The 22051-nt window shown below is 66.1% G+C and carries 6 protein-coding genes and 1 pseudogene; 2 read left to right on the forward strand and 5 right to left on the reverse strand.

What is annotated here, in order from left to right:
- The first annotated feature begins 416 nt into the window (after positions 1 to 416).
- On the forward strand, positions 417 to 2024 hold the full coding sequence (locus ACWPN7_RS33920) for an IS110 family RNA-guided transposase (RefSeq protein ID WP_459198247.1): 1608 nt from the start codon (positions 417 to 419) through the stop codon (positions 2022 to 2024).
- Here the strand turns inward: ACWPN7_RS33920 and ACWPN7_RS33925 are convergent.
- From ACWPN7_RS33925 to ACWPN7_RS33935, 3 genes are all read right to left on the reverse strand, one after another.
- On the reverse strand, positions 1978 to 10974 hold the full coding sequence (locus ACWPN7_RS33925; protein ID WP_492273751.1) for an Ig-like domain-containing protein: 8997 nt from the start codon (positions 10972 to 10974) through the stop codon (positions 1978 to 1980). The genes ACWPN7_RS33920 and ACWPN7_RS33925 overlap by 47 nt on opposite strands.
- 631 nt (positions 10975 to 11605) lie before the next feature.
- Positions 11606 to 11767, reverse strand: coding sequence for a hypothetical protein (locus ACWPN7_RS33930; RefSeq protein WP_456531863.1), 162 nt, complete (start codon positions 11765 to 11767; stop codon positions 11606 to 11608).
- A 610-nt stretch (positions 11768 to 12377) separates the two neighbouring features.
- Positions 12378 to 17744, reverse strand: a complete 5367-nt coding sequence (locus ACWPN7_RS33935; protein ID WP_492273752.1) for an FG-GAP-like repeat-containing protein — start codon at positions 17742 to 17744, stop codon at positions 12378 to 12380.
- A gap of 695 nt (positions 17745 to 18439) precedes the next feature.
- On the opposite strand from ACWPN7_RS33935, the gene ACWPN7_RS33940 reads away from it, so the two are divergent.
- Positions 18440 to 19506 (forward strand): IS630 family transposase gene (locus tag ACWPN7_RS33940; protein ID WP_492273753.1). Its coding sequence is split into 2 segments (ribosomal slippage): positions 18440 to 18925 and positions 18928 to 19506, totalling 1065 coding nucleotides; the frame shifts between segments, so codons are not numbered across the junction.
- Between the two features lie 343 nt (positions 19507 to 19849).
- Here ACWPN7_RS33940 and ACWPN7_RS33945 read toward each other — a convergent pair.
- Positions 19850 to 20865, reverse strand: a pseudogene (locus ACWPN7_RS33945) (IS66 family transposase).
- A gap of 328 nt (positions 20866 to 21193) precedes the next feature.
- The gene (locus tag ACWPN7_RS33950; RefSeq protein ID WP_459198180.1) at positions 21194 to 22042 is read right to left on the reverse strand and encodes a WcbI family polysaccharide biosynthesis putative acetyltransferase; all 849 of its coding nucleotides are present in this window, start codon (positions 22040 to 22042) and stop codon (positions 21194 to 21196) included.
- Between the last annotated feature and the right edge of the window lie 9 nt (positions 22043 to 22051).

A 22051-nucleotide genomic window follows, 5' to 3' on the forward strand; every position in this document is an offset into this window, starting at 1 on the left:
GCTGCCGGATGTGGGTAATTGAAAGCCTCACCGGAGGCGTACCTTTCGCTACGCTGTCGGGCGCCAACTCCAGCGGATCAAGGATGGCGGGATCAGCATCTGCTCTGCCGTAGCTGTCTTTGGTTGATAATGGCTGAGTATATTTTCGCCCGTTCTTGTATGTTCTGTGTCCGCCCTTCCGGCCGCCGGTGCCGATTATCCGCGGTTGAGAGGGGTGGGTTCGGAAGAGGGGTGTCGTCGCCCGTTCCGGGGTTCGGCCCCGCGCCATAGATTGGCACCCTCGCCCGTTGCCCCGGGCCTGCACGGTATCACGACGCAGCGGCTCCGATCTTGGCCGGTGGCGCCGCATTCACAAGGACAGGTGCCCGGCAGCGGCTCCGAGGCTCTTCGCGGCCCACAACGACAGGAGGGACGCCATGACCTTCGTGGGCATCGACATCGGCGCGGAAGCCCATGTCGCCGCCGCGGTGAACGATCAAGGCTCAACGGTGTGCAAGCCGTTCCGCTTTACCGCAGACCAAGCGGGACACGCCGCCCTGTTCACCGAGCTTGAGCGGCTGGCGCCGGTCCAACTCGTCGTACTGGAAGCCACCGGACACTATTGGAAGAACCTCGCCGCCGCCCTGGTCGCCCGCGACCTTCCGGTGGCCATCCTCAACCCGCTGCAGTCCGCCCGCTTCCAGCAGGAAGCACTGGTACGCACCAAGACCGACGCGCTCGACGCCCTGGGACTCGCCCGCCTCGGCCAGCAGAAGCGGCCGGCGCCGGCGACCTTGCCCGATCACGCCACCGAGCAGTTGCGCGAACTGATCCGTCACCGCGACCGCCTCGTCCAGGACTGCGGCGACCGCGTGCGGCAACTCCACCGCCTGCTGGACCTCACCTTCCCGGAGTTCAAGCAGCATGTTGCCCTGCTGGACACAGCGCTTGCCCTGACGATCCTGAAAGCGTTCCCAACCGCGGCGGACATTGCCGCCGCCACGCCCCGGCGCCTGGCCAAGCTGCGCCACGGACCGCGGCACTTCGTCGGCGACCCGTTGGCGCGCCAGCTCATCGCCGCCGCCAAGCAGACCGTCGCCGCCCAGAGCGGCGATGTCTACCGGGTACGGATCCGGCATGCCTGCGAGGATCTGGCGCTCTGGCGCGCCCGGCTTCTCACCATCGACACGATGATCGAGACGTTGCTCGAAGACCATCAGGTCGCCCGTCTGCTGACCTCCATCGAAGGGATCGGCACGACGACGGCGGCACGGTTGGTGGCCGAACTCGACGATCCCGCACGGTTTCGCTCGCCGGAAGCGTTGGCCTCCTACATCGGGCTGGTGCCGGCCCTCAAACACTCTGGCAAGCAGACGCCGAAGCGGGCGGGGCTGTCGCCGATCGGCAAGGCGGCCTTGCGGCGGGCGCTGTGGATGCCGACAGTTCACGCGGTGCACGCCAGCCCCTGGCTGCGCGTCTTCTATGAGGGCCTGCGCCCGCGGCAAGCCGGGCAAGGTCGCGCTGATCGCCGCGATGCGCAAGCTGATGGTCGCCATCTGGACCGTCGCCAAACAGCGGCGCACCTGGTCGCCCTCACCCCCTCAGGAGACGACCGCCTGAATCCCAGCGGTCGGTCGGAACGACCGACCCATGCCGAACCATCGCCGGGCCGGACGGCGCGGGTCAAGGCCGCAGCCGCCGTAGGCGGGGGCGCGTCAGCGCCCGCCTTGACCTGGGGCGGCCGGTCTGGCCCCCGACCCGCGTTTCCGCTTCACAAACGCCACGGTATCTATGGAGTGTCCCCTCGAAAAACGCCGCTTTTCCATCCGCGTGGCCCCTTATCGGCATCAACCCGCGCTCAGAGGCGGTTTATCGAGGTGTTCTTTGGACTGCGCATGACGAGGCCGCGATGTCTCGGCAATCTGCACGGTGTCAGACCGCCGATCCATACCTTCAGGAGCGGGGAATGGATCGCGGCGGTCTCTGGCTGCCGAATGCTCAGCCGAACCAGGCGGAGACGTTTCCGGTCTGGCCGAGGATGGTGATGCGGTTGCCCCCGCCGACGTCGAGCGTGGTGTTGCCGCCCTCCACCCGCGCCGAGCGGATCACCGCGCCAAGGTCGACGCCGGCCTCGTAGAAGGCCAGGCGGTCCACCCCCACCTCGAAGTCCATCACCACTGACCCGCCGGAGTTGCGCCCGAAGGCGAAGACGTCCGCGCCCTCGCCGCCCCACAGCGTGTCCGCCCCGCCGTCGGCGAACAGCACGTCGTTGCCCGCCCCGCCGTGCAGCACGTCGTCGCCCGCCCCGCCGAACAGCGTGTCGTCGCCCTCCTCGCCGAACAGCGTGTCGTTGCCCTCGCCGCCCAGCCCCAGGTCGTTGCCCGACCCCAGACCGATCAGGTCGTTGCCCGACCCGCCCAGCGCCGTGTCGTTGCCCGCCCCGCCGCTCAGCGTGTCGTCGCCCTCGTCGCCGTACAGAAGGTCGTCGCCGTCCTCGCCGAACAGCAGGTCGTTGCCCGCCCCGCCGCTCAGCGTGTCGTTGCCCTCGTTGCCGGTCAGCGTGTCGTCGCCCTCCTCGCCGAACAGCACGTCGTCGCCCTCGCCGCCGAAGCCGCGGTCGTCGCCCGTGCCGCCGCCGATCAGGTCGTTGCCCGACCCGCCGAACAGCCAGTCGTCGCCCTCGCCGCCGTGCACCAGGTCGTCGCCCTCGTCGCCGTACAGCGTGTCGTTGCCGCCGGCGCTGGTGATCGTGTCGTTGCCGCCGCCGCCGTGCAGGAGGTCGTCGCCTTCGCCCAGATGCATGTACTGCTCGTGGTCGTCGCCGTAGACGATCTGCTCGCCGTCGCCGCCGATCAGCGTGGCGTTGCCGACCACCGCCGCGAACTCGACGTTGTCGAGCTGGATGGTCACCGGCCCGGTCAGGCCCGTGGTGTTGAGCACCACCGCGGTCGGCGCCGTGCTGGTCGGGCCGGTGCCGCCCAGCGTGGTGCCGGTCACCTTGGTCTGCACCGCCTGGCCGGCGGCCACGCCGGGGGCGGTGAAGTCGATGGCGCGGACCAGAAGCTGGGCCTGCGCCGACAGCACCGAGAGGAAGCCCGAGCCGCCGCCGGTCAGCCCGCTGCGCGCGGCGGTGCCCTCGTCGGTGCGCGCCTCGATGGCGGCGATCAGGCCGGTCAGCCCGGTCAGCGCCTGGGCGGCGGTCTGCCGCTCGGCGCCGCCGGTGGCGGTGACGGCGACGCCGGTGGAGACGCTGACCGTCAGCGTGGTCTGGGTGGAGACATGGCCGGTCTGGCGGTCGACCACCTGCTCGCGCACCACCGGGACGTCGGCGAGGTCGGGGTTGGCGGTGCTGGTGTCCTCGACGCGGGTGCCGGTGCTGGCCTCGATGGTCACGGTGGTGGTGCGGCTGCCGTCGCCGTTGGTGGTGACCGCGCCGGTGACGGTGGCGCCGTCGACGGTGGCGACCGGCGGCGGGGCGACCGGGGCGGGCTTGTCCACGGTGGCGGTGAGCTTCTGCGTCGTCGCGGTGAAGGGCAGCGAGGCGTTGCCCGCCGGGTCGGTCAGGGCGAGCGTCAGGGTCAGCGTGCCGTCGCCCAGGCCGGAGAGGTCGAGCCCGCCGACCTGCGCGGTCGGGCCGCTCATCACGCCGCTGCCGGAGACCTGGCCGCCGCCGGCGGAGGTGATCGTCCAGGTGAAGGCGGCGCCGGCCTCGCCGCCGCTGATGGTGAAGGCGGTGCTGGACTGCTCGAGGGCGTCGATGCTGTCGTCGTCGAACAGCACGCTGGCCGTCGGCGGGGTGGTGTCGACGGTCAGCGTGTGGGTGGCGGGGCTCGACACGTTGCCGGCGGCGTCGGTGGCGGTGGCCGCGACGGGGTTGGCGCCGTTGGGGTCGAGGCTGAGCGAGCCGGCGGTCGGGGTGGCGGTGGCGAGGTCGAGGCTCCAGGCGCCGGTCCCCGAGGCGGTGGTGATGTAGGTGGCGCCGCCCACCGTGACGGTGACCGTGGCGTTGGCCTCGGCGGTGCCGGTGAGGGTGGGGGTGGTGCTGTTGGTGAGCGCGGTGGTGACGGTCGGGGCGTCGGGCAGGGTGGTGTCGATGGTCAGCGTCTGGGTGCCCGGCGCGGAGACGTTGCCCGAGGCGTCGGTGGCGGTGGCCGAGACGGTGTTGGCGCCGTTGGCGTTGAGGCTGAGCGAGCCGGCGGTCGGGGTGGCCGTGGCGAGGTTGACGCTCCAGCTCCCGTTGGTGGCGGTGGTGGTGTAGGTGGCGCCGCCGATGGTGACGGTGACCGTGCTGCCGGTCTCGGCGGTGCCGGTGAGGGTGGGTGTGGTGCTGTTGCTCAGCGCGGCGCTGGTCACCGTCGGGGCGTCGGGCAGGGTGGTGTCGATGGTCAGCGTCTGGGTGCCGGCCGTGGAGGTGTTGCCCGCGGCGTCGGTGGCGGTGGCCGAGACGGCGTTGCTGCCGTTGGGGTTGAGGCTGAGCGTGCCGGAGGCCGGCGTCGCCGTGGCGAGGTTGATCGACCAGCTGCCGTTGGTCGCCGTCGTGGTGTAGGTGGCGCCGCCGACGGTCACCGTCACCGTGCTGCCGGTCTCGGCGGCGCCGCCAATGGTCGGAGTGGCGCTGTTGGTCAGGGCCGCGCTGGTCACCGCCGGGGCGTTGGGCGCGGTGGTGTCGATGGTCAGCGACTGGGTGCCCGGCGCGGATGTGTTGCCGGCGGCGTCGGTGGCGGTGGCCGAGACGGCGTTGCTGCCGTTGGGGTTGAGGCTGAGCGACCCGGAGGTCGGGGTGGCCGTGGCGAGGTTGACGCTCCAGGCGCCGGTCCCCGAGGCGGTGGTGGTGTAGGTGGCGCCGCCCACCGTAACGGAGACCGTGGCATTCGCCTCGGCGGTGCCGGTGAGGATCGGCGTCGCGTTCTTGGTCAGCGCGGCGCTGGTTACCGTCGGGGCGTCGGGCAGGGTGGTGTCAATGGTCAGCGTCTGGGTGCCGGCCGAGGAGATGTTACCCGCCGCGTCGGTGGCGGTGGCCGAAACGGTGTTGGTGCCGTTGGCGCTGAGGCTCAGCGACCCGGAGGCCGGCGTCGCGGTGGCGAGGTTGATCGACCAGCTGCCGTTGGTGGCGGTGGTGGTGTAGGTGGCCCCGCCCACGGTGACGGTGACGGTGCTGCCGGTTTCCGCCGTGCCGGTGAGGGTGGGTGTGGTGCTGTTGCTCAGCGCCGTCGTAACGGTGGGGGCGTTGGGCGCCGTGGTGTCGATGGTCAGGGTCTGGGTGCCGGCCGAGGAGGTGTTGCCCGCCGCGTCGGTTGCCGTTGCCGAGACGGCATTCGTGCCGTTGGCGTTCAGGCTCAACGAGCCGGAGGCCGGCGTCGCCGTGGCGAGGTTGAGGCTCCAGGCGCCGGTCCCTGACGCGGTGGTGGTGTAGGTCGCCCCACCCACCGTGATGGTCACCATGCTGTCGGCTTCCGCCGTGCCGGTGAGGATCGGCGTTGCGTTTTTGGTCAGGGCCGCGCTGGTCACCGCCGGGGCGTTGGGCGCGGTGGTGTCGATGGTCAGCGTCTGCGTGCCGGCGGTGGAGACGTTGCCCGCCGCGTCGGTTGCCGTCGCCGAGACGGTGTTGGTGCCGTTGGCGTTGAGGCTCAGCGATCCGGAGGCCGGCGTCGCCGTGGCGAGGTTGAGACTCCAAGTCCCGTTGGTGGCGGTGGTGGTGTAGGTGGCGCCGCCCACCGTGACGGTCACCGTGCTGCCGGTCTCCGCCGTGCCGCCAATGGTCGGGGTGACGTTCTTGGTCAGCGTGGCGCTGGTCACCGCCGGGGCGTTGGGCGCGGTGGTGTCGATGGTCAGCGTCTGGGTGCCGGCCGTGGAGACGTTGCCCGCGGCGTCGGTGGCGGTGGCCGAGACGGCGTTGCTGCCGTTGGCGTTGAGGCTCAACGTGCCGGAGGCCGGCGTCGCCGTGGCGAGGTTGAGGCTCCAGCTGCCGTTGGTCGCCGTCGTGGTGTAGGTGGCACCGCCCACCGTGACGGACACCGTGCTGCCAGTCTCGGCCGCGCCGGTGAGGGTCGGCGTCGTGCTGTTGCTCAGCGCTGTCGTAACGGTGGGGGCGTTCGGCGCGGTGGTGTCGATGGTCAGCGTCTGGGTGCCGGCCGTGGAGGTGTTGCCCGCCGCGTCGGTGGCGGTGGCCGCGACGGCATTGGTGCCGTTGGCGTTGAGGTTCAGCGACCCGGAGGCCGGCGTCGCCGTGGCGAGGTTGATGGACCAGCTGCCGTTGGTTGCCGTCGTGGTGTAGGTGGCGCCGCCCACCGTGACGGTCACCGTGCTGCCGGCTTCCGCCGTGCCGGTGAGGATCGGCGTGGCGTTTTTGGTCAGCGCGGCGCTGGTCACCGCCGGGGCGTTGGGCGCGGTGGTGTCGATGGTCAGCGACTGGGTGCCCGGCGCGGATGTGTTGCCGGCGGCGTCGGTGGCGATGGCCGAAACGGCGTTCGTGCCGTTGGCGTTGAGGCTGAGCGAGCCCGAGGTTGGCGTCGCCGTGGCGAGGTTGAGGCTCCAGCTGCCGTTGGTGGCAGTGGTGGTGTAGGTCGCCCCACCCACCGTGACGGTGACCATGCTGCCGGTCTCGGCCGTACCGCCAATGGTCGGGGTGGCGCTGTTGCTCAGCGCGGCGCTGGTCACCGCCGGCGGGTTGGGCGCTGTGGTGTCGATGGTCAGCGACTGGGTGCCGGCCGTGGAGACGTTGCCCGCGGCGTCGGTGGCGGTGGCCGAGACGGCGTTCGTGCCGTTGTCGTTGAGGCTGAGCGAGCCCGAGGTTGGCGTCGCCGTGGCGAGGTTGAGGCTCCAGCTGCCGTTGGTGGCAGTGGTGGTGTAGGTCGCCCCACCCACCGTGACGGTGACCGTGCTGTCCGCTTCCGCCGTACCGGTCAGGGTGGGTGTGGTGCTGTTGCTCAGCGCCGTCGTGACGGTCGGGGCGTTCGGAGCCGCGCTGTCGATGGTCACCGTCAGCGTGCTGGAAGCCGGCGACGAGCTGGTGGCATCGCTCGACACAGCGGTCAAGGAGTGGGCGCCTTCGCTCAGGGAGGTCGTCGTGATGGTCCACAGACCGTTTGCGTCGGCCGTCGCCGTGCCCACCGCCACCGCCCCGTCGTACAGCACCACCGTGGACAGCGGCTGGGCTTGGCCGGAAATCGCGGGATTCGTGACGTTGGTCAGCGTGTCCGCGGCCGAACCGCTGTTGCTGCCCGGGGTCAGTGCAAGGCTGGCCGGCGGCTGCGGCACGTTGCGGAACAGGATGATGTTGTTGCCGATGCTGTCGCCGCCAGCCAGCACGTCGAGATCGCCGTCCCCATCGATGTCCACGATGCTCGGAACGGACTTGAAGGTGACGTTGCTCAGCCCGAAGGGGTTGGTGCCCTCCAGGGTGAAGCTGGGCGCCGTTGCCGATCCGACGTTCCGGTAAAACAGCATGTCGCCGGCAAAATTACCGATCAGCGCGTCGAGGTCGCCGTCCCCGTCGACGTCCACGAAGGTCGGCTGGGCGTAACTGCCGACGTCATCCAGCCCGAAGGGATTGGTGCTCTCCAGCGTGAAGCTGGGAGCCGTCGCCGTGCCGATGTTCCGGAAGAACACCATGTTGCCGTCGTAGTTGCCGATCAGCGCGTCGAGGTCGCCGTCGCCGTCGATGTCCACGAAGGAGGGGGTGGTGGCGCTTCCGACGCTGCTCAATCCGAAGGGATTGGTGCCCACCAGCGTGAAGGTGGGAGCCGTCGCCGTGCCGACGTTGCGGTAGACCACCGTGTTGCCGTTGAAGTCGCCGATCAGCGCGTCGAGCGTACCGTTTCCGTCGATGTCCACGAAGGTCGGGGCGGCGTTCATATCGAGCGCGCCCAACCCGAAGGGGTGGGTGCCCGCCAACGTGAAGCTGGGGGCCGTCGCCGTTCCATCGTTCCGGTAGAACCGGATGGTGCCGTCGCCCATGCCGACCAGCGCGTCGAGATCGCCATCGCCGTCAATGTCGGCGAAGGTCGGGATCGACCAGGGTCCGGTGGTGACGAGACCGAAGGGGTTGGTGCCCTCCAGGACGAAATTGGGGTCCTTCGGCACCGTCACACCATGTCCGGTCAGCGCGCCCGCAGCGTTGCCGGCCGCGTCCGCGGTCTTCGCACCGGAGCCCGGCGGGGCGTAATCGACCGTGACGGTCTGATGGACGGAGACCACACCGTCGTCGAGCGTCAGCGTGACGGTCTTGCCGCTGGAGGCGACCGCGGTCACCGTGCGCGCCACGCCCCCCACCATCACCGAGAAGGCCCCGGCCGGAGCCTGGGCGCCGTCCAGCAGCTCCGAATAGGTCAGCGTCAGCTGCGTTCCGCTCAGCACCGCCGCGGTCAGCGTCGGTGCCGTCGTGTCGATGGTCACGCTCAGCGCCGTAGAGGCCGGCGATGTGCCGGTGTAATAGGCGCTGGTGGCCTTCGCTGTCAGGTTGTGGACGCCTTCGGCCAGCGTGCCCGTCGTGAGGGTCCACAGGCCCGAGGAGTCGGCGGTGACGGTGCCGATCGCCGAGGCGCCGTCGTACAGCACCACCTCCGACAGCGGCACAGCCGAGCCGGTGATGGTCGGCGCGGTGTTTCCGGTGATGGCGTCGGCCGTCGAGCCGGTGTTGGTGCCGGCCGTGAGCGCCAAGGCCGAGGGCGCCGCGGGCGGTGGCGGGCCCTGGAGGTAGACGACGAAATTGCCGTCGCCATTGCCGATCAGCGCGTCGAGGTCGCCGTCGCCATTGAGGTCGGCGAACACCGGCAGGGCCGCGGTGCCGACGTCGCCCAGGCCGTAGGGGTTGGTGCCGACGACGGTGAAGCTGGGCGCCGCGTTGGTGCCGATGTTGCGGAACACCACCGTGTTGCCGTCGAAGTTGCCGACCAGCACATCGAGGTCGCCGTCGTTGTCGATGTCCACGAAGGCCGGCGTCGAGGCGAAGCCGACATCTTCGAGACCGAAGGCGTTGGTGCCGACGACGGTGAAGCTGGGGGAGGCCGTCGTCCCGACGTTGCGGTACATGGTCAACGAGCCGTCATTGCCGCCGAACAGCACGTCGAGGTCGCCGTCGCCGTCCAAGTCCCAGAGCGTCGCCTTGGCATAACCGCCGCCGACCTGGCCGATGCCGAAGGCGTTGGTGCCGACCATGGTGAAGCTGGGTGCCGTGGTGGTGCCGATGTTGCGGTATACCACCGTATTGCCTTGACCCTGGCCGAGCAGCAGGTCGAGGTCGCCGTCACCGTCGAGGTCCACGAAAGTGGGCGTGCCGTAAGGGGTGTTGCTGATACCGAAGGGGTTGGTGCCGATGAAGGTGAAGCTGGGCTCCGCCGTGGTGCCGTCGTTGCGGTAGAAACGGACGGACGCGCCGCTGTTGCCGGTCACCAGGTCGAGGTCGCCGTCGCCGTCGATGTCGACCAGGGTCGGCCGGGCGGACGTGCCAATGTCGACGAGGCCGAAGGGGTTGGTGCCGAGCAGGATGAAGTTGGCATCGCCCACGGTGACGTTGCGCACCTCCCGGCCGGTCACCGCGGCGGCGGCGTTGCCGGCCACATCCTGCGTCTTGGCGCCCGAGCCCGGCGGCGTGTAGCCGACGGTGACCGTCTGGTAGCGTTCCACCGCGCTTCCCAGCGTCAGCGTCACCGTCGTGCCGGAGGCGTCCGCCCCCGTCACCGTGCGCGCCACCCCGTTCACCATCACGGTGAAGGCCGACCCCGCCGCGTCGGCGGCACCGTCCAGCGCTTCCGAATAGGTCAGGGTCAGGGTCGTGCCGTTCACCGACGCCGAAACCAGCGACGGCGGGGTGGTGTCGGGCGAATTGTTTGTGACGGCGTGGGCGGTAAAGCTGGCGGCGTCGGCGCCGGTGACGGACTGGATGGCGTTGGTGTCGTTGCCCGCGGTGGGGTCGGTGTAGGAGACGGTGACGGTGTCCGCGTTGGTGACCGCCTGGGCCAGCGTCAGCGTCACCGTCTTGTTCACGCTGTCCACGGCGACGCTGCTGACGGTGACCGCCTGCCCTCCGGCCGTGACGGTGAAGAGGTTGGCCGCCGGAGGGTTGGTGCTGGACAGCGCCAGATCGTACGTCAGGACCAGCGACGCGCCATTGACCGCAGCGCCTTGCAGAGCCGGGATGGGCGGCGGCGGTGCGACATTGCGGTACACGCTGAGGGTGCCGCTCCCCTGAGCGACCAAGGCGTCGAGATCGCCGTCGCCATCGATGTCGAAGAGAGACGGCGCAATCATGCTCGCCGTCCCCCGCGTGAGACCGAAGGGGTTGGTCCCGGCCAAGGTGAAGCTGGGTTGCGTTGCTGTGCCGACGTTCCGGTAGAAATAGATGTCGCTGCCGTAGGGCGCGCCAGAATTGTTCGTTTCGCCGACCAGCATGTCGAGGTCGCCGTCGTTGTCGAGGTCCGCAAAGACCGGCGTGGAGTAATCCTGGACGTTGCCGAGACCGTAGGGGTTGGTGCCGACGAGGGTGAAACTGGGCTGCGTTGCCGTACCGATGTTCTCGAAGACGACCAGCCCCGAGCTCTGGCCGACCACCAAATCGAGGTCGTCGTCGCCGTCAAGATCCACGAAGACAGGAGCGGCCTTGTATCCGACCCCGCTGAGGCCAAAGGGGTTGGTCGCCTCCAACGTGAAGCTCGGCGCCGCGGAGGTGCCCACGTTCCGGAAGAGGAACAGGTTTCCGGTGTCGCGTTCGCCGACCAGCACATCGAGCTTGCCGTCGCCGTCGATGTCCGCCAAGGCCGGCACGATGAAGCTGCCAACGTCGGCCAAGCCGAACGGGTTGGTGCCAACCAGCGTGAAGCTCGGCGATGTGGGGGTGCCGATGTTCCGGAAAAGCTGCAGATCGCCGTTGTTGTTGCCGACCAGCACGTCAAGGTCGCCGTCGCCGTCGAAATCCCCATAACGCAGCACGGTGGCCGAACCGCTGGGGCTCAAGCCAAACAAAGCGGTTCCCATCAGCGTGAAGGTCGGGTCGGTCATAATGCAGCTGGCTCCAATGGGGCTGGTATTCTTGGCGTTTGTTTCAGATCCCAGCTCAAGGAGGCTGGTATCGGCCAGAATGTCTTGACGGTGCGGTGAGAACGACCGGCATCAGTGCGGCAAGGCGGAAGCCCTCATGGCCCGCCCGATCCGCGACACGCGGATCAGGAAACGCAACTTTCAAGCGGCGCATCGGCGAATCGGACACAGGAGGTGTTCCTCCTTGGACTGATAGGGGTAACTCCTTTCAGTCAGTACACGCACTATTCAGGCTAGTAAAATGCATTGGATTGAATGCGAGAATTCACCTCGTGAATTTCGCCGGCATCTATTTGAATTCGCTCGTTTTTTCTAACGAGGGCGTGGCCAAGCGGAATCTGTGACCATTGATGCACAACTCATTGAAAGCCTGACGGCTTTCCAGTTTCACAGATGAGACGTGGCACCTCTCATCGACAACGATCGATGCGTCTCTCTCTGCAGTTAAAAATAGCGCATCCGGCGATATCCCTCATCCACCCGTCACTTGGGCGGATCACCGGGCTGTCCGTTCATGGCCGGGCGCCGCAGCCAGGCCTTCCCCTTGGCGGCGTCGGCCGCTGCGTTCGTTCATGGCGGCGATTGCAGTGACTCAACCGATCGCGCAAGCCGACGGAGACAGCAAAGGAGTCGGAGACGAACGGACCATATCGGTTGTTTCGGCTTGAATGCCCTCCTTTCCATCCGCGGCAATCCCATGGACCTGGAAAACGTTCTTCGCCAGATCCAGACCGATCGTCACCACCTCGTCCATCGACGGCCCCTCTGAGCTGGTTTCTTCGACGACCTCAGCTTGCCACCGTTTTAGGAAGGTGGAAGGGCCATCCACCACATCAGCTCAGCTCAGATTCGTCTCGACCCGTTCATCGAGCCGGCGCACGCCGACCTTGCGATCAGGGCGCTTGTCCAAAAGGGATTGGGTACGCGGATCGGCCTGGTAGGCCCGAATGAGCCGAGAGATACGGCTGCGACACGTTGAGCGTCTGCGCGGCAGCGGCAAGCTGTTCCCCGCGCGCGCCATAGACCAGCGGCTGCAAAACGAGCGGACGGATACCCCGTTCCCGTTCTCGGGCGATCCGCCAAAGATCATCGGGTACATCCATGAGATCGCGAGGCGACTTCGCTTGGCCCGACACTTTTCACCTGATCAACTCTGCAATTCTGACCAGGACAAGTCTGATTTTCTCCTGATTAGCTTGCCTATCCGGCGCTAAACCCGTTGCGGCGCCTAGCCAATTTTCGCCTGAATAACTCAGCGGCGACAAGCATCAGGGCGAGCGAATTCACCCTTTTCCGCTGCAGCTTGAGTCAGCTTCTTTCCCAGAGTGGAGCGGAGAAGGTGCGCCACCTTCTCCGTCACAAGATCACACGGTCACAAACCAGGAGCTTGAAACCGCGGTGATCTGCACACCGACCAAAGTGACCGTATCCGAGGCGCCGAAAACGATCCGTGCGTTGCCGCCCATATCGGCGGCCAGAGTGTAGGTTTGACCTTCCGCCAGAGCGATGAGATCGCCCTGTCCGGCGTTGAAATCCCGCAGGATGTCGTTGCCGCCGCCATTGGAGAAGACGAACAGGTCGGCACCGCTTCCGCCAACCAACGAGTCATCGCCGAAACCACCAACCAACGTGTCGTTTCCGCTGCCGCCGGACAGGGTATCGTTTCCGCTACCCCCGCACAGCCAGTCGTTCCCGTTGCCTCCGGACAGCGTGTCGTCTCCGTCTCCGCCGTCCAGCCAGTCGTTGCCGTTGTCACCGCGCAGGCTGTCGGCGTAAGCACCGCCCGTGAGCGAGTCATCGCCATCCCCACCGATCAGTTCCACCGCGGAGGAGGCGTTGGCCGCCGTCACGGTGTCGCTGCCGACGCTGCCGTTGAAGAGCTCAATGGAGGCCGACAGATCCAGCGTCACGCCGCCGGAATATCGGGCATAGACCGTGTCGTTGCCGGCGCCGCCATCCAAGGATGCGGTCTGGGTATCGACATACAGGCGATCATCACCGGCGCCGCCAAACAGCACGTTGTTGCCACCGCCGCCAACCAGAACGTCGTTCCCGGCGCCGCCAAACAGCGTGTCATCGCCCGCGTCACCACGCAGCGTGTCGTCATAGGCGCTGCCAACCAAGAGGTCGTCGCCGGCGCCGCCATTGATCTCCACCAGCGTGACGGAGCCGGTGGCGGTCAGGATGTCGTTGCCGGAGCCGCTGAACACCCGCTCGATGCTGGTGGCGGTAAGGTCGAGGGTGAGGTTTCCATCCCCCTGGACATAGACGGTGTCGAACCCGGCCCCGCCACTCACCAGAGCATCGTCCGCGTCGATGTACAGCACGTCGTCGCCGTCTCCGGCGCTCAGGGTGTCGCTGCCATTGCCACCGGTCAGTGTGTCGTTGAAGGCGCTGCCAAGGATGAGGTCGTCACCGTCACGCCCGTTGATCGCAAGGCCGAGGAGGGCGCCGGTGCCGATCAGGCTGTCGTTTCCGCCTCCGCCATAGGCCTGCTCAATGCTGCACGCCGCCAGATCGAGACTGGCGCCGACGCTGCCTTGGACGACGGCGGTGTCGAAGCCGGCACCACCCTGCAATGGCGCGTCGGCATCGTCGAAGTAGAAGCGGTCGTCGCCATCGCCTCCGATCAGCGTGTCGGCCCCCGCTCCGCCGGTCAACGTGTCGTCGCCCGCTCCGCCGATCAGGCTGTCGTTGCCCGCTCCACCATCCAGACGGTTGGCAGCACCATTGCCGGTCAGGACATTGTCCAACGCATTGCCGGTTCCGTTGATCGTGGCCGAGCCCGCCAGGATCAGGTTCTCGAGGTTGGCGCCGAGCACCCAGGAGATCGAGGCATTGACCGTGTCGGTGCCTTCCCCGGCCAGTTCGAGCACCACGTCGGCGGCGTTGTCGACCACATAGAGATCGTCGCCGAGCCCGCCAACCAGTGTGTCGACCCCGCCACCGCCGATCAGGGTGTCGTTGCCCGCCCCACCGTCGAGACGGTTGGCTCCGGCATCGCCCGTCAGCCTGTCAGCATGGAACGAGCCTGTCAGGTTCTCGATCCCGATCAGCACATCCCCGGCCGCTTCGCCGCCGGACCCTGTGCCGGTCGAAAGGTCAACGGTCACGCCCGCGGCTGATCCGGCGTAGCTGGCGGTGTCGGTGCCGTTCCCACCATCCAGCGTGTCAGCCCCGGCCCCACCGATCAGCGTGTCGTCACCATCGAGGCCAGTCAGCCGGTTGGCACCGGCGTTGCCGGTCAGGCTGTTGTTCAGCGCGTTGCCGATGCCGTTTGGCGCGGCTCCAGTCAGAACCAGTGCCTCGACGTTATCACCCAGCGTGTAGTTGATGGAACTGTACACCGTGTCGGCACCCTCGCCGGCCAGTTCGACGACCGCATCCCCGGCGTTGTCCACGAGGTAAACGTCGTTGCCGGTGCCGCCGATCAGGGTGTCCGCCCCAGCCCCGCCATCCAGCGTGTCGTCTCCTTCTCCTCCTACGAGGAGGTCGGCGTTGGACACGGACAACGAGACCCGTGCACCGTGCGATGAGAACCCGATGATGTCGGCCCGGCCGTCACCGTTGATGTCCGCCAGCCGGCGTGGCGTGGTGCCCTGTCCCCAGCCTTGGTTCGAGCCGAAGTAGCCGGTCAAGGCGCTCACCGGCGTGGTGAAGGTGCCGTCGGCCCGCCCCAGGGACACCAGCACGCCGCTCGCGGAGAATGCGACGATGTCGGCCCGGCCATCGCCGTTCACGTCGTCGACAAGACGTGCGCCGGCGCTCTGCGAGGGCCAGCCGTAGTTGAAGCCGAACTGGCCGGGAAGGGCGCTCAGCGGCGTGGCGAAGGTGCCGTCGGCCTGGCCGAGCGAGACCAGCACGCCGTTCGCCGAAAACCCGATGATGTCGACACGGCCGTCGCCATTGACGTCCGCCACCGCTCGCGGGGTCCTATCCTCGTTCGTCCAGCCTTGGCTGAAATCAAAATATCCAGGCAGAGCAAGCACTGGCGCAGCAAAGGTGCCGTTGGTTTGCGCCAGCGAGACCCGCACACCGTTCGATGAGAACCCGATGATGTCGGCCCGACCGTCGCCGTTGACGTCCGCCAGCCAGCGTGGCGTGGTGCCCTGTCCCCAGCCTTGGTTCGAGCCGAAGTAGCCGGACAAGGCGCTTACCGGCGTGGTGAAGGTGCCGTCGGCCTGCCCCAGGGACACCAGCACGCCGCTCGCGGAGAATGCGACGATGTCGGCCCGGCCATCGCCGTTCACGTCGTCGACAAGACGCGGACCGGCGTTCTGCGAGGACCAGCCGTAGTTCAAGCCGAACTGGCCGGGAAGGGCGCTCAGCGGCGTGGCGAAGGTGCCGTCGGCCTGGCCGAGCGAGACCAGCACGCCGTTCGCCGAAAACCCGATGATGTCGACACGGCCGTCGCCATTGACGTCCGCCACCGCTCGCGGGGTCCTATCCTCGTTCGTCCAGCCTTGGCTGAAATCAAAATATCCGGGCAGAGCAAACTCCGGCTCCAGGGGCGTGAACAGAAACTCATCTCCCGAACCGCCACGATCCCCCACCAGCATGTCATTGCCGGAACCGCCCACCAGCGTGTCGCTGCCGTACCCCCCTTCAAGGGAGTCATCACCAGCATTCCCATCAAGGACATCCGCACCGAGGCCTCCGATCAGCGTGTCGGCCCCCGTTCCGCCGGTCAACGTGTCGTCGCCCGCTCCGCCGATCAGGCTGTCGTTGCCCGCTCCACCATCCAGACGGTTGGCAGCACCATTGCCGGTCAGGACATTGTCCAACGCATTGCCGGTTCCGTTGATCGTGGCCGAGCCCGCCAGGATCAGGTTCTCGAGGTTGGCGCCGAGCACCCAGGAGATCGAGGCATTGACCGTGTCGGTGCCTTCCCCGGCCAGTTCGAGCACCACGTCGGCGGCGTTGTCGACCACATAGAGATCGTCGCCGAGCCCGCCAACCAGTGTGTCGACCCCGCCACCGCCGATCAGGGTGTCGTTGCCCGCCCCACCGTCGAGACGGTTGGCTCCGGCATCGCCCGTCAGCCTGTCAGCATGGAACGAGCCTGTCAGGTTCTCGATCCCGATCAGCACATCCCCGGCCGCTTCGCCGCCGGACCCTGTGCCGGTCGAAAGGTCAACGGTCACGCCCGCGGCTGATCCGGCGTAGCTGGCGGTGTCGGTGCCGTTCCCACCATCCAGCGTGTCAGCCCCGGCCCCACCGATCAGCGTGTCGTCACCATCGAGGCCAGTCAGCCGGTTGGCACCGGCGTTGCCGGTCAGGCTGTTGTTCAGCGCGTTGCCGATGCCGTTTGGCGCGGCTCCAGTCAGAACCAGTGCCTCGACGTTATCACCCAGCGTGTAGTTGATGGAACTGTACACCGTGTCGGCACCCTCGCCGGCCAGTTCGACGACCGCATCCCCGGCGTTGTCCACGAGGTAAACGTCGTTGCCGGTGCCGCCGATCAGGGTGTCCGCCCCAGCCCCGCCATCCAGCGTGTCGTCTCCTTCTCCTCCTACGAGGAGGTCGGCGTTGGACACGGACAACGAGACCCGTGCACCGTGCGATGAGAACCCGATGATGTCGGCCCGGCCGTCGCCGTTGACGTCCGCCAGCCGGCGTGGCGTGGTGCCCTGTCCCCAGCCTTGGTTCGAGCCGAAGTAGCCGGACAAGGCGCTTACCGGCGTGGTGAAGGTGCCGTCGGCCTGCCCCAGGGACACCAGCACGCCGCTCGCGGAGAATGCGACGATGTCGGCCCGGCCATCGCCGTTCACGTCGTCGACAAGACGTGCGCCGGTGTTCTGCGAGGGCCAGCCGTAGTTGAAGCCGAACTGGCCGGGAAGGGCGCTCAGCGGCGTGGCGAAGGTGCCGTCGGCCTGGCCGAGCGAGACCAGCACGCCGTTCGCCGAAAACCCGATGATGTCGACACGGCCGTCGCCATTGACGTCCGCCACCGCTCGCGGGGTCCTATCCTCGTTCGTCCAGCCTTGGCTGAAATCAAAATATCCAGGCAGAGCAAGCACTGGCGCAGCAAAGGTGCCGTTGGTTTGCGCCAGCGAGACCCGCACACCGTTCGATGAGAACCCGATGATGTCGGCTCGGCCATCGCCGTTGACGTCCGCCAGCCGGCGTGGCGTGGTGTCCTGTCCCCAGCCTTGGTTCAAGCCGAAGTAGCCGGTCAAGGCGCTCACCGGCGTGGTGAAGGTGCCGTCGGCCCGCCCCAGGGAGACCAGCACGCCGCTCGCGGAGAAAGCGACGATGTCGGCCCGGCCATCGCCGTTCACATCGTCGACAAGACGCGGGCCGGCGTTCTGCGAGGACCAGCCGTAGTTGAAGCCGAACTGGCCGGGAAGGGCGCTCAGCGGCGTGGCGAAGGTGCCGTCGGCTTGGCCGAGCGAGACCAGCACGCCGTTCGCCGAAAACCCGATGATGTCGACGCGGCCGTCGCCATTGACGTCCGCCACTGCTCGCGGGGTCTTATCCTCGTTCGTCCAGCCTTGGCTGAAATCAAAATATCCGGGCAGAGCAAACTCCAGCTCCAGGGGCGTGAACAGAAATTCATCTCCCGAGCCTCCACGATCCCCCACCAGCATGTCATTGCCGGAACCGCCCATCAGCGTGTCGCTGCCGTAACCCCCTTCAAGGGAGTCATCACCAGCATTCCCGTCAAGGAGATCCGCGCCAAGGCCTCCGAGCAGCGTGTCTCGTCCTTCTGTTCCAGCAACGATACCCATTATTCTTCCGTCCCCATGGTGTGGATTGGCCCAGATATGCCCTCAAGCTGGGCGAGGGTAACGTGAATATATGTCCATTTACGCGATTTTCGTCACAAAAATTCTTCTTTCCTATGAAGTATGATGAGTAAAATCGTCTCCAGAGGGAGCGCATCGTGTCCGCTTATCGTCCGCTTGACAGCAACCTTCAACCTGTGCGGTAACCTGCGTGAACGATGACTTTCCGGACACGTAGTTTTTCGGACGGGTTTCCGGACAAGGGACAGCGGCGATCGGCTACGTGCGGGTGTCGACTGCCGATCGCGACCCGGCATTCCGCCGGGCTTGGTCCGACGCCCACCATTGGGGTTACTGCACGAAAGCGCGCAAATTGCCCGGAATGTTAGAGCCTGTTTGAGAACTAGCGCAGAACACAACATATAGTAGGTGGTCTGAGGTTATTTCCCTATATGCTGCGGATTTTCCGCATTCTCAAACGGGCTCTTAGAACGCGGCATGAACATAAGTTCTGCCGCTCACCAGCGCTCTTTTCCGCGCCCTTTCGCGACAGCAGAAGGGCGGCATTGCCGCCCTTCTGCAACGGAGTGATTACGCTGGTATCTGATACCGGAGAGCGGAACCGCTGACTCACCGAGGGGGATTCCCAAAGCTGGCGATCGGTGATTCGATTCCCCATCCACGACGGGGAGGAACGAATGCCCGCGGCGTTGCCAATCCGGGAAGACCTGAGCGCCAGCGAGTTGCGCGCCCTGGCGCGGCGCGAGAGCAAAGGGCGGGTGGCGGCACGCATGTTCGCCATCGCCCATGCGCTCGACGGGGTGAGCCGGGCGGAAGCGGCGCGGCTGGCCGGCATGGACCGCCAAGCCCTGCGCGATGCGGTGGTGCGCTACAACGCGGAAGGCGTGGCCGGGCTCCATGATCGTCCGCTGCCCGGCCGGCCGGCATGGCTGAGCGAGGGCGAGCAGGCGACGCTCAAGGCCATCATCCTCGCCGGCCCTGATCCCAAGCGGCACGGCTGCGTGGAGTGGACCCTGCCGATCCTGTGCGAGGTGATCGCCGAACGCTTCGCCAAGACGCTGCATCCGGCCAGCCTCTCGCGCATCGTGCGCCGGCTGAACCTGTCGAAGCAGAAGACGCGGCCCCGTCACCCGCAGTCCAACGCCAAGGCCCAGGCCGCCTTCCAAAAAAGGGGCTGCGCGAAGCGCTGAAGGCTGCGGCGACCGCACACCCTGGGTGCCGCCTCCAACTCTGGTTCCAAGACGAAGCCCGCATCGGCCAGAAGGGCCGCACCGCGCATCGCTGGTGGGAGCGCGGGCAGCGTCCGGCCGGGCTGTGCGACAAGCGCTTCACCTCGGCTTACCTCTACGCCGCCGTCTGTCCGGCCAGCGGCGCCGACTTCGCGCTGGTGATGCCGACCGTCTCCACGACCGCCATGAGCCTGTTCCTGGACGGCTTCTCCCGGAGCCTGGAACCGGACGTCCAGGCGGTGCTCGTGCTTGATCAGGCCGGCTGGCATGGAGCACGGGCGCTGGTTGTGCCACACAACATCACACTGGTGCCCCTGCCGCCCTACAGCCCCGAACTGAACCCGGTCGAGCGCGTCTGGCTGTACCTGCGCGAGCGCTTTCTGTCCCACCAGCTTCTGGACGACTACGACGCCGTCGTCCAAGCCTGCTGCGACGCATGGAACGCTCTCACCGTTACGCCCGAACGCCGACGCTCCCTCACCAGTTACCCATGGCTCCCGTGTGTCAGTGCTTAAGCTCGGCAGTATGAGGCCTGGTTCGCGGTTTGTCTCTTTTCCCTGTTAAGGATCTTGAAGGCATATCCGCGCCGTAACCTCACAATAAGCATGTTACAGTTACTTCCCAATTTCTGAGAAATTGATTCACGAATTTCCCTTGCGTCCCGAGACGTTCTGATGATGCAGCATTGCTTAACGAACGAACAATAATTATCTTTTCCGAACCGGAACTTCAATGAATTCTCAACTGCTTTATAGTCATATGCGCGCCCTTTAGATGGAGTGATATCGAAATTCACTAAATAATAGCGCTCTGTCATATTCTACTCCTTTCATGACCTGTAACTGCTCACGAGGTTGGTCAGTTGGCAAAGATTGGCTGGCCGGCGATGGCCCGTGAAATGGCCTGATGTGCCGAAAGGCCGTTGAGGCGCCCGGTGCCAATGACGGACCGGGTTTGGGCGTGGACATCGGCACCCCAGAGCGAGCGGAAGCCGTTGGTCACTTTGCGAAAGATGACGCTGGGCCGCAGTGCGCGTTCCGACGCGTTGTTGGTCGGCGGCACGTCGCGATCGGTGAGGAAGGTGAAGAATTGAGAGCGCCACCGCTTGGTCTGCCGCTGCAGCTCGGCTCCGGCCTCCGTGATGGTCGGCATGGCGAGCAGACGGTCAAGGATCCGGTCGGCCTTGGCGCGATACTGGGCCAGCGTGCTGTCCTTCAGGCTTGGCCGTCGTCGCCCGACGGCCATGGCCCAGCACAGCAAGCGGCGTAGGGCCGGAGCAAAGCACGGTTCGTCGGCGTCGATGGCATACTGGACGTCCCGGAGCACGTGAGCCAAGCAGACTTGCTGGGTGTCGGCATGCCCCTGCTGCGCGCCCCAACGATCGGACATCCAGCAGCGGGGGCGGTGCTCGCCATCGGCGGTTTGCAGCTTGGGCAGGTGCTTGATGTCGACGTGGAGGAAGCCAAGGTCGTAGGTCTTGAACTTTTTGGTCGGCTTGGCCGGCATGGTGGACGGCCGCGGTGGCAAGCGGTTCAGCCCTTCCGCCTTGAGGATGCGGTAGATCGAATGCCGGTTCAGGTGGGGCAGGAAGTGGCGCACCGTGAAGGTGAGGTCGTCGAGCGGGAAGCCGGTGCTCCGGCGCTCCGGCGCAGCTCGCAGACGATGGCACGCTCTTCCTCGGTCGCCCGCCAGCGCAGGTGCTGCGGCCGCGAGGAATGGTCCTGAACGTCGGCAGCACCGCGCGTGCGCCATTTGCGAATGGTCTCGGTGCTGACCCCATAGCGCTTGGCCAGCACGCGGGAGGACTCGGTAGACGCCGCGATGGCGGCACGCACGGCCGGCGTGGTTCGGGCGTTGGGATGGATCTGGTACATGGCGGCCCCTCCATGGAAGCCACGGAGCCTGCGATCGCCGCCTTGGTCATGATCCCCGGCCAGTGCTCCCCGTCAACCCTGGCCCTGGCGGGCCACTGCCCAAAGGGCGGCGGTGGGGTTGACCGGGATCAGCGGGGCCGGGGGTTTGGGGCTCGTCATGGCGGCGACGGACCGCTGTGCGCCCTTGCTCCGTTTGACATGGCGCGCCCGGGCAAGCCCCGCGAACATCCAGCCATATTCCTGAATGCCCCAACACACCGGATCCCAACAACGTTCCGCCATCACACAACTAAGTGTTTGATGGCGGAACGTTGTTTCTGCTGAACAATCAAATATGCTGCAAAATGGCTCGAACTTCTGGGATGAGCATTTTCTCTCGATCTAAGGTCGGAAATATTTTGAAGCAATTCTGTACGTATTCCAGAAGAGTCATGACGGCTGGACGACTTGGATCAGGATTGAGATACAGCATTGTACTACCCTCCAACCCTAGACGCCGGGCAAGCTCCGGGTAAATTGGCCAACGAGTGAAATGGGCTAGATCGTCTTTCACCGCACCGTCAGGTACATCGACCGGCGATAGACCAGCACGTTTCACAGCCATATTAGCAATATCTAATAGGACGTTTATCCGAGGATGGTTTATCGTATGCATGAATGGTCCTTTCGCAACCCATCGCTTCAAATGTTCTGAAAGGTCAAACTCACATGCCTTGAAATGTGCTTCGAGGTTTCTGCACGCCATGGAGAAACTGTTGAAGTATCCGGAAATGGCATAAATGTAAGTATTGTAAAGGGTTAACGTTTCCTCGGGAGTTCTTCCTCTGAGAAATCCGGCGACAGCAATCGCAGAATTATAATCGGTCGGAAGGCTACTGTTAGCAGCGTTGATACCAGGAAGGTAAACACAGTCGGGATGATAGCCGGGGAAGGCAATATTGGGAATAGTATATACCCGGGAACGCACAGAATCCGAGGAAATACCTAGAGCTGTTATAATGTTATCGGGTAGTTTCTGTGTGAATATATAATCCATTCCTCGGATTTTCTCTGCTACTTGGTCTAGATCGCCCCTCCCGAACGGAAAGCATCCAGAAACCTCTGCATCAGGCAATAGAGCACTCAAGGATTTTTTCAGGCCCGTAACCTGACAGTTACCCAGAACAAAGACTTTCATATTTTCTAA

The organism is Azospirillum sp. UENF 312511 (genome assembly GCF_058780635.1).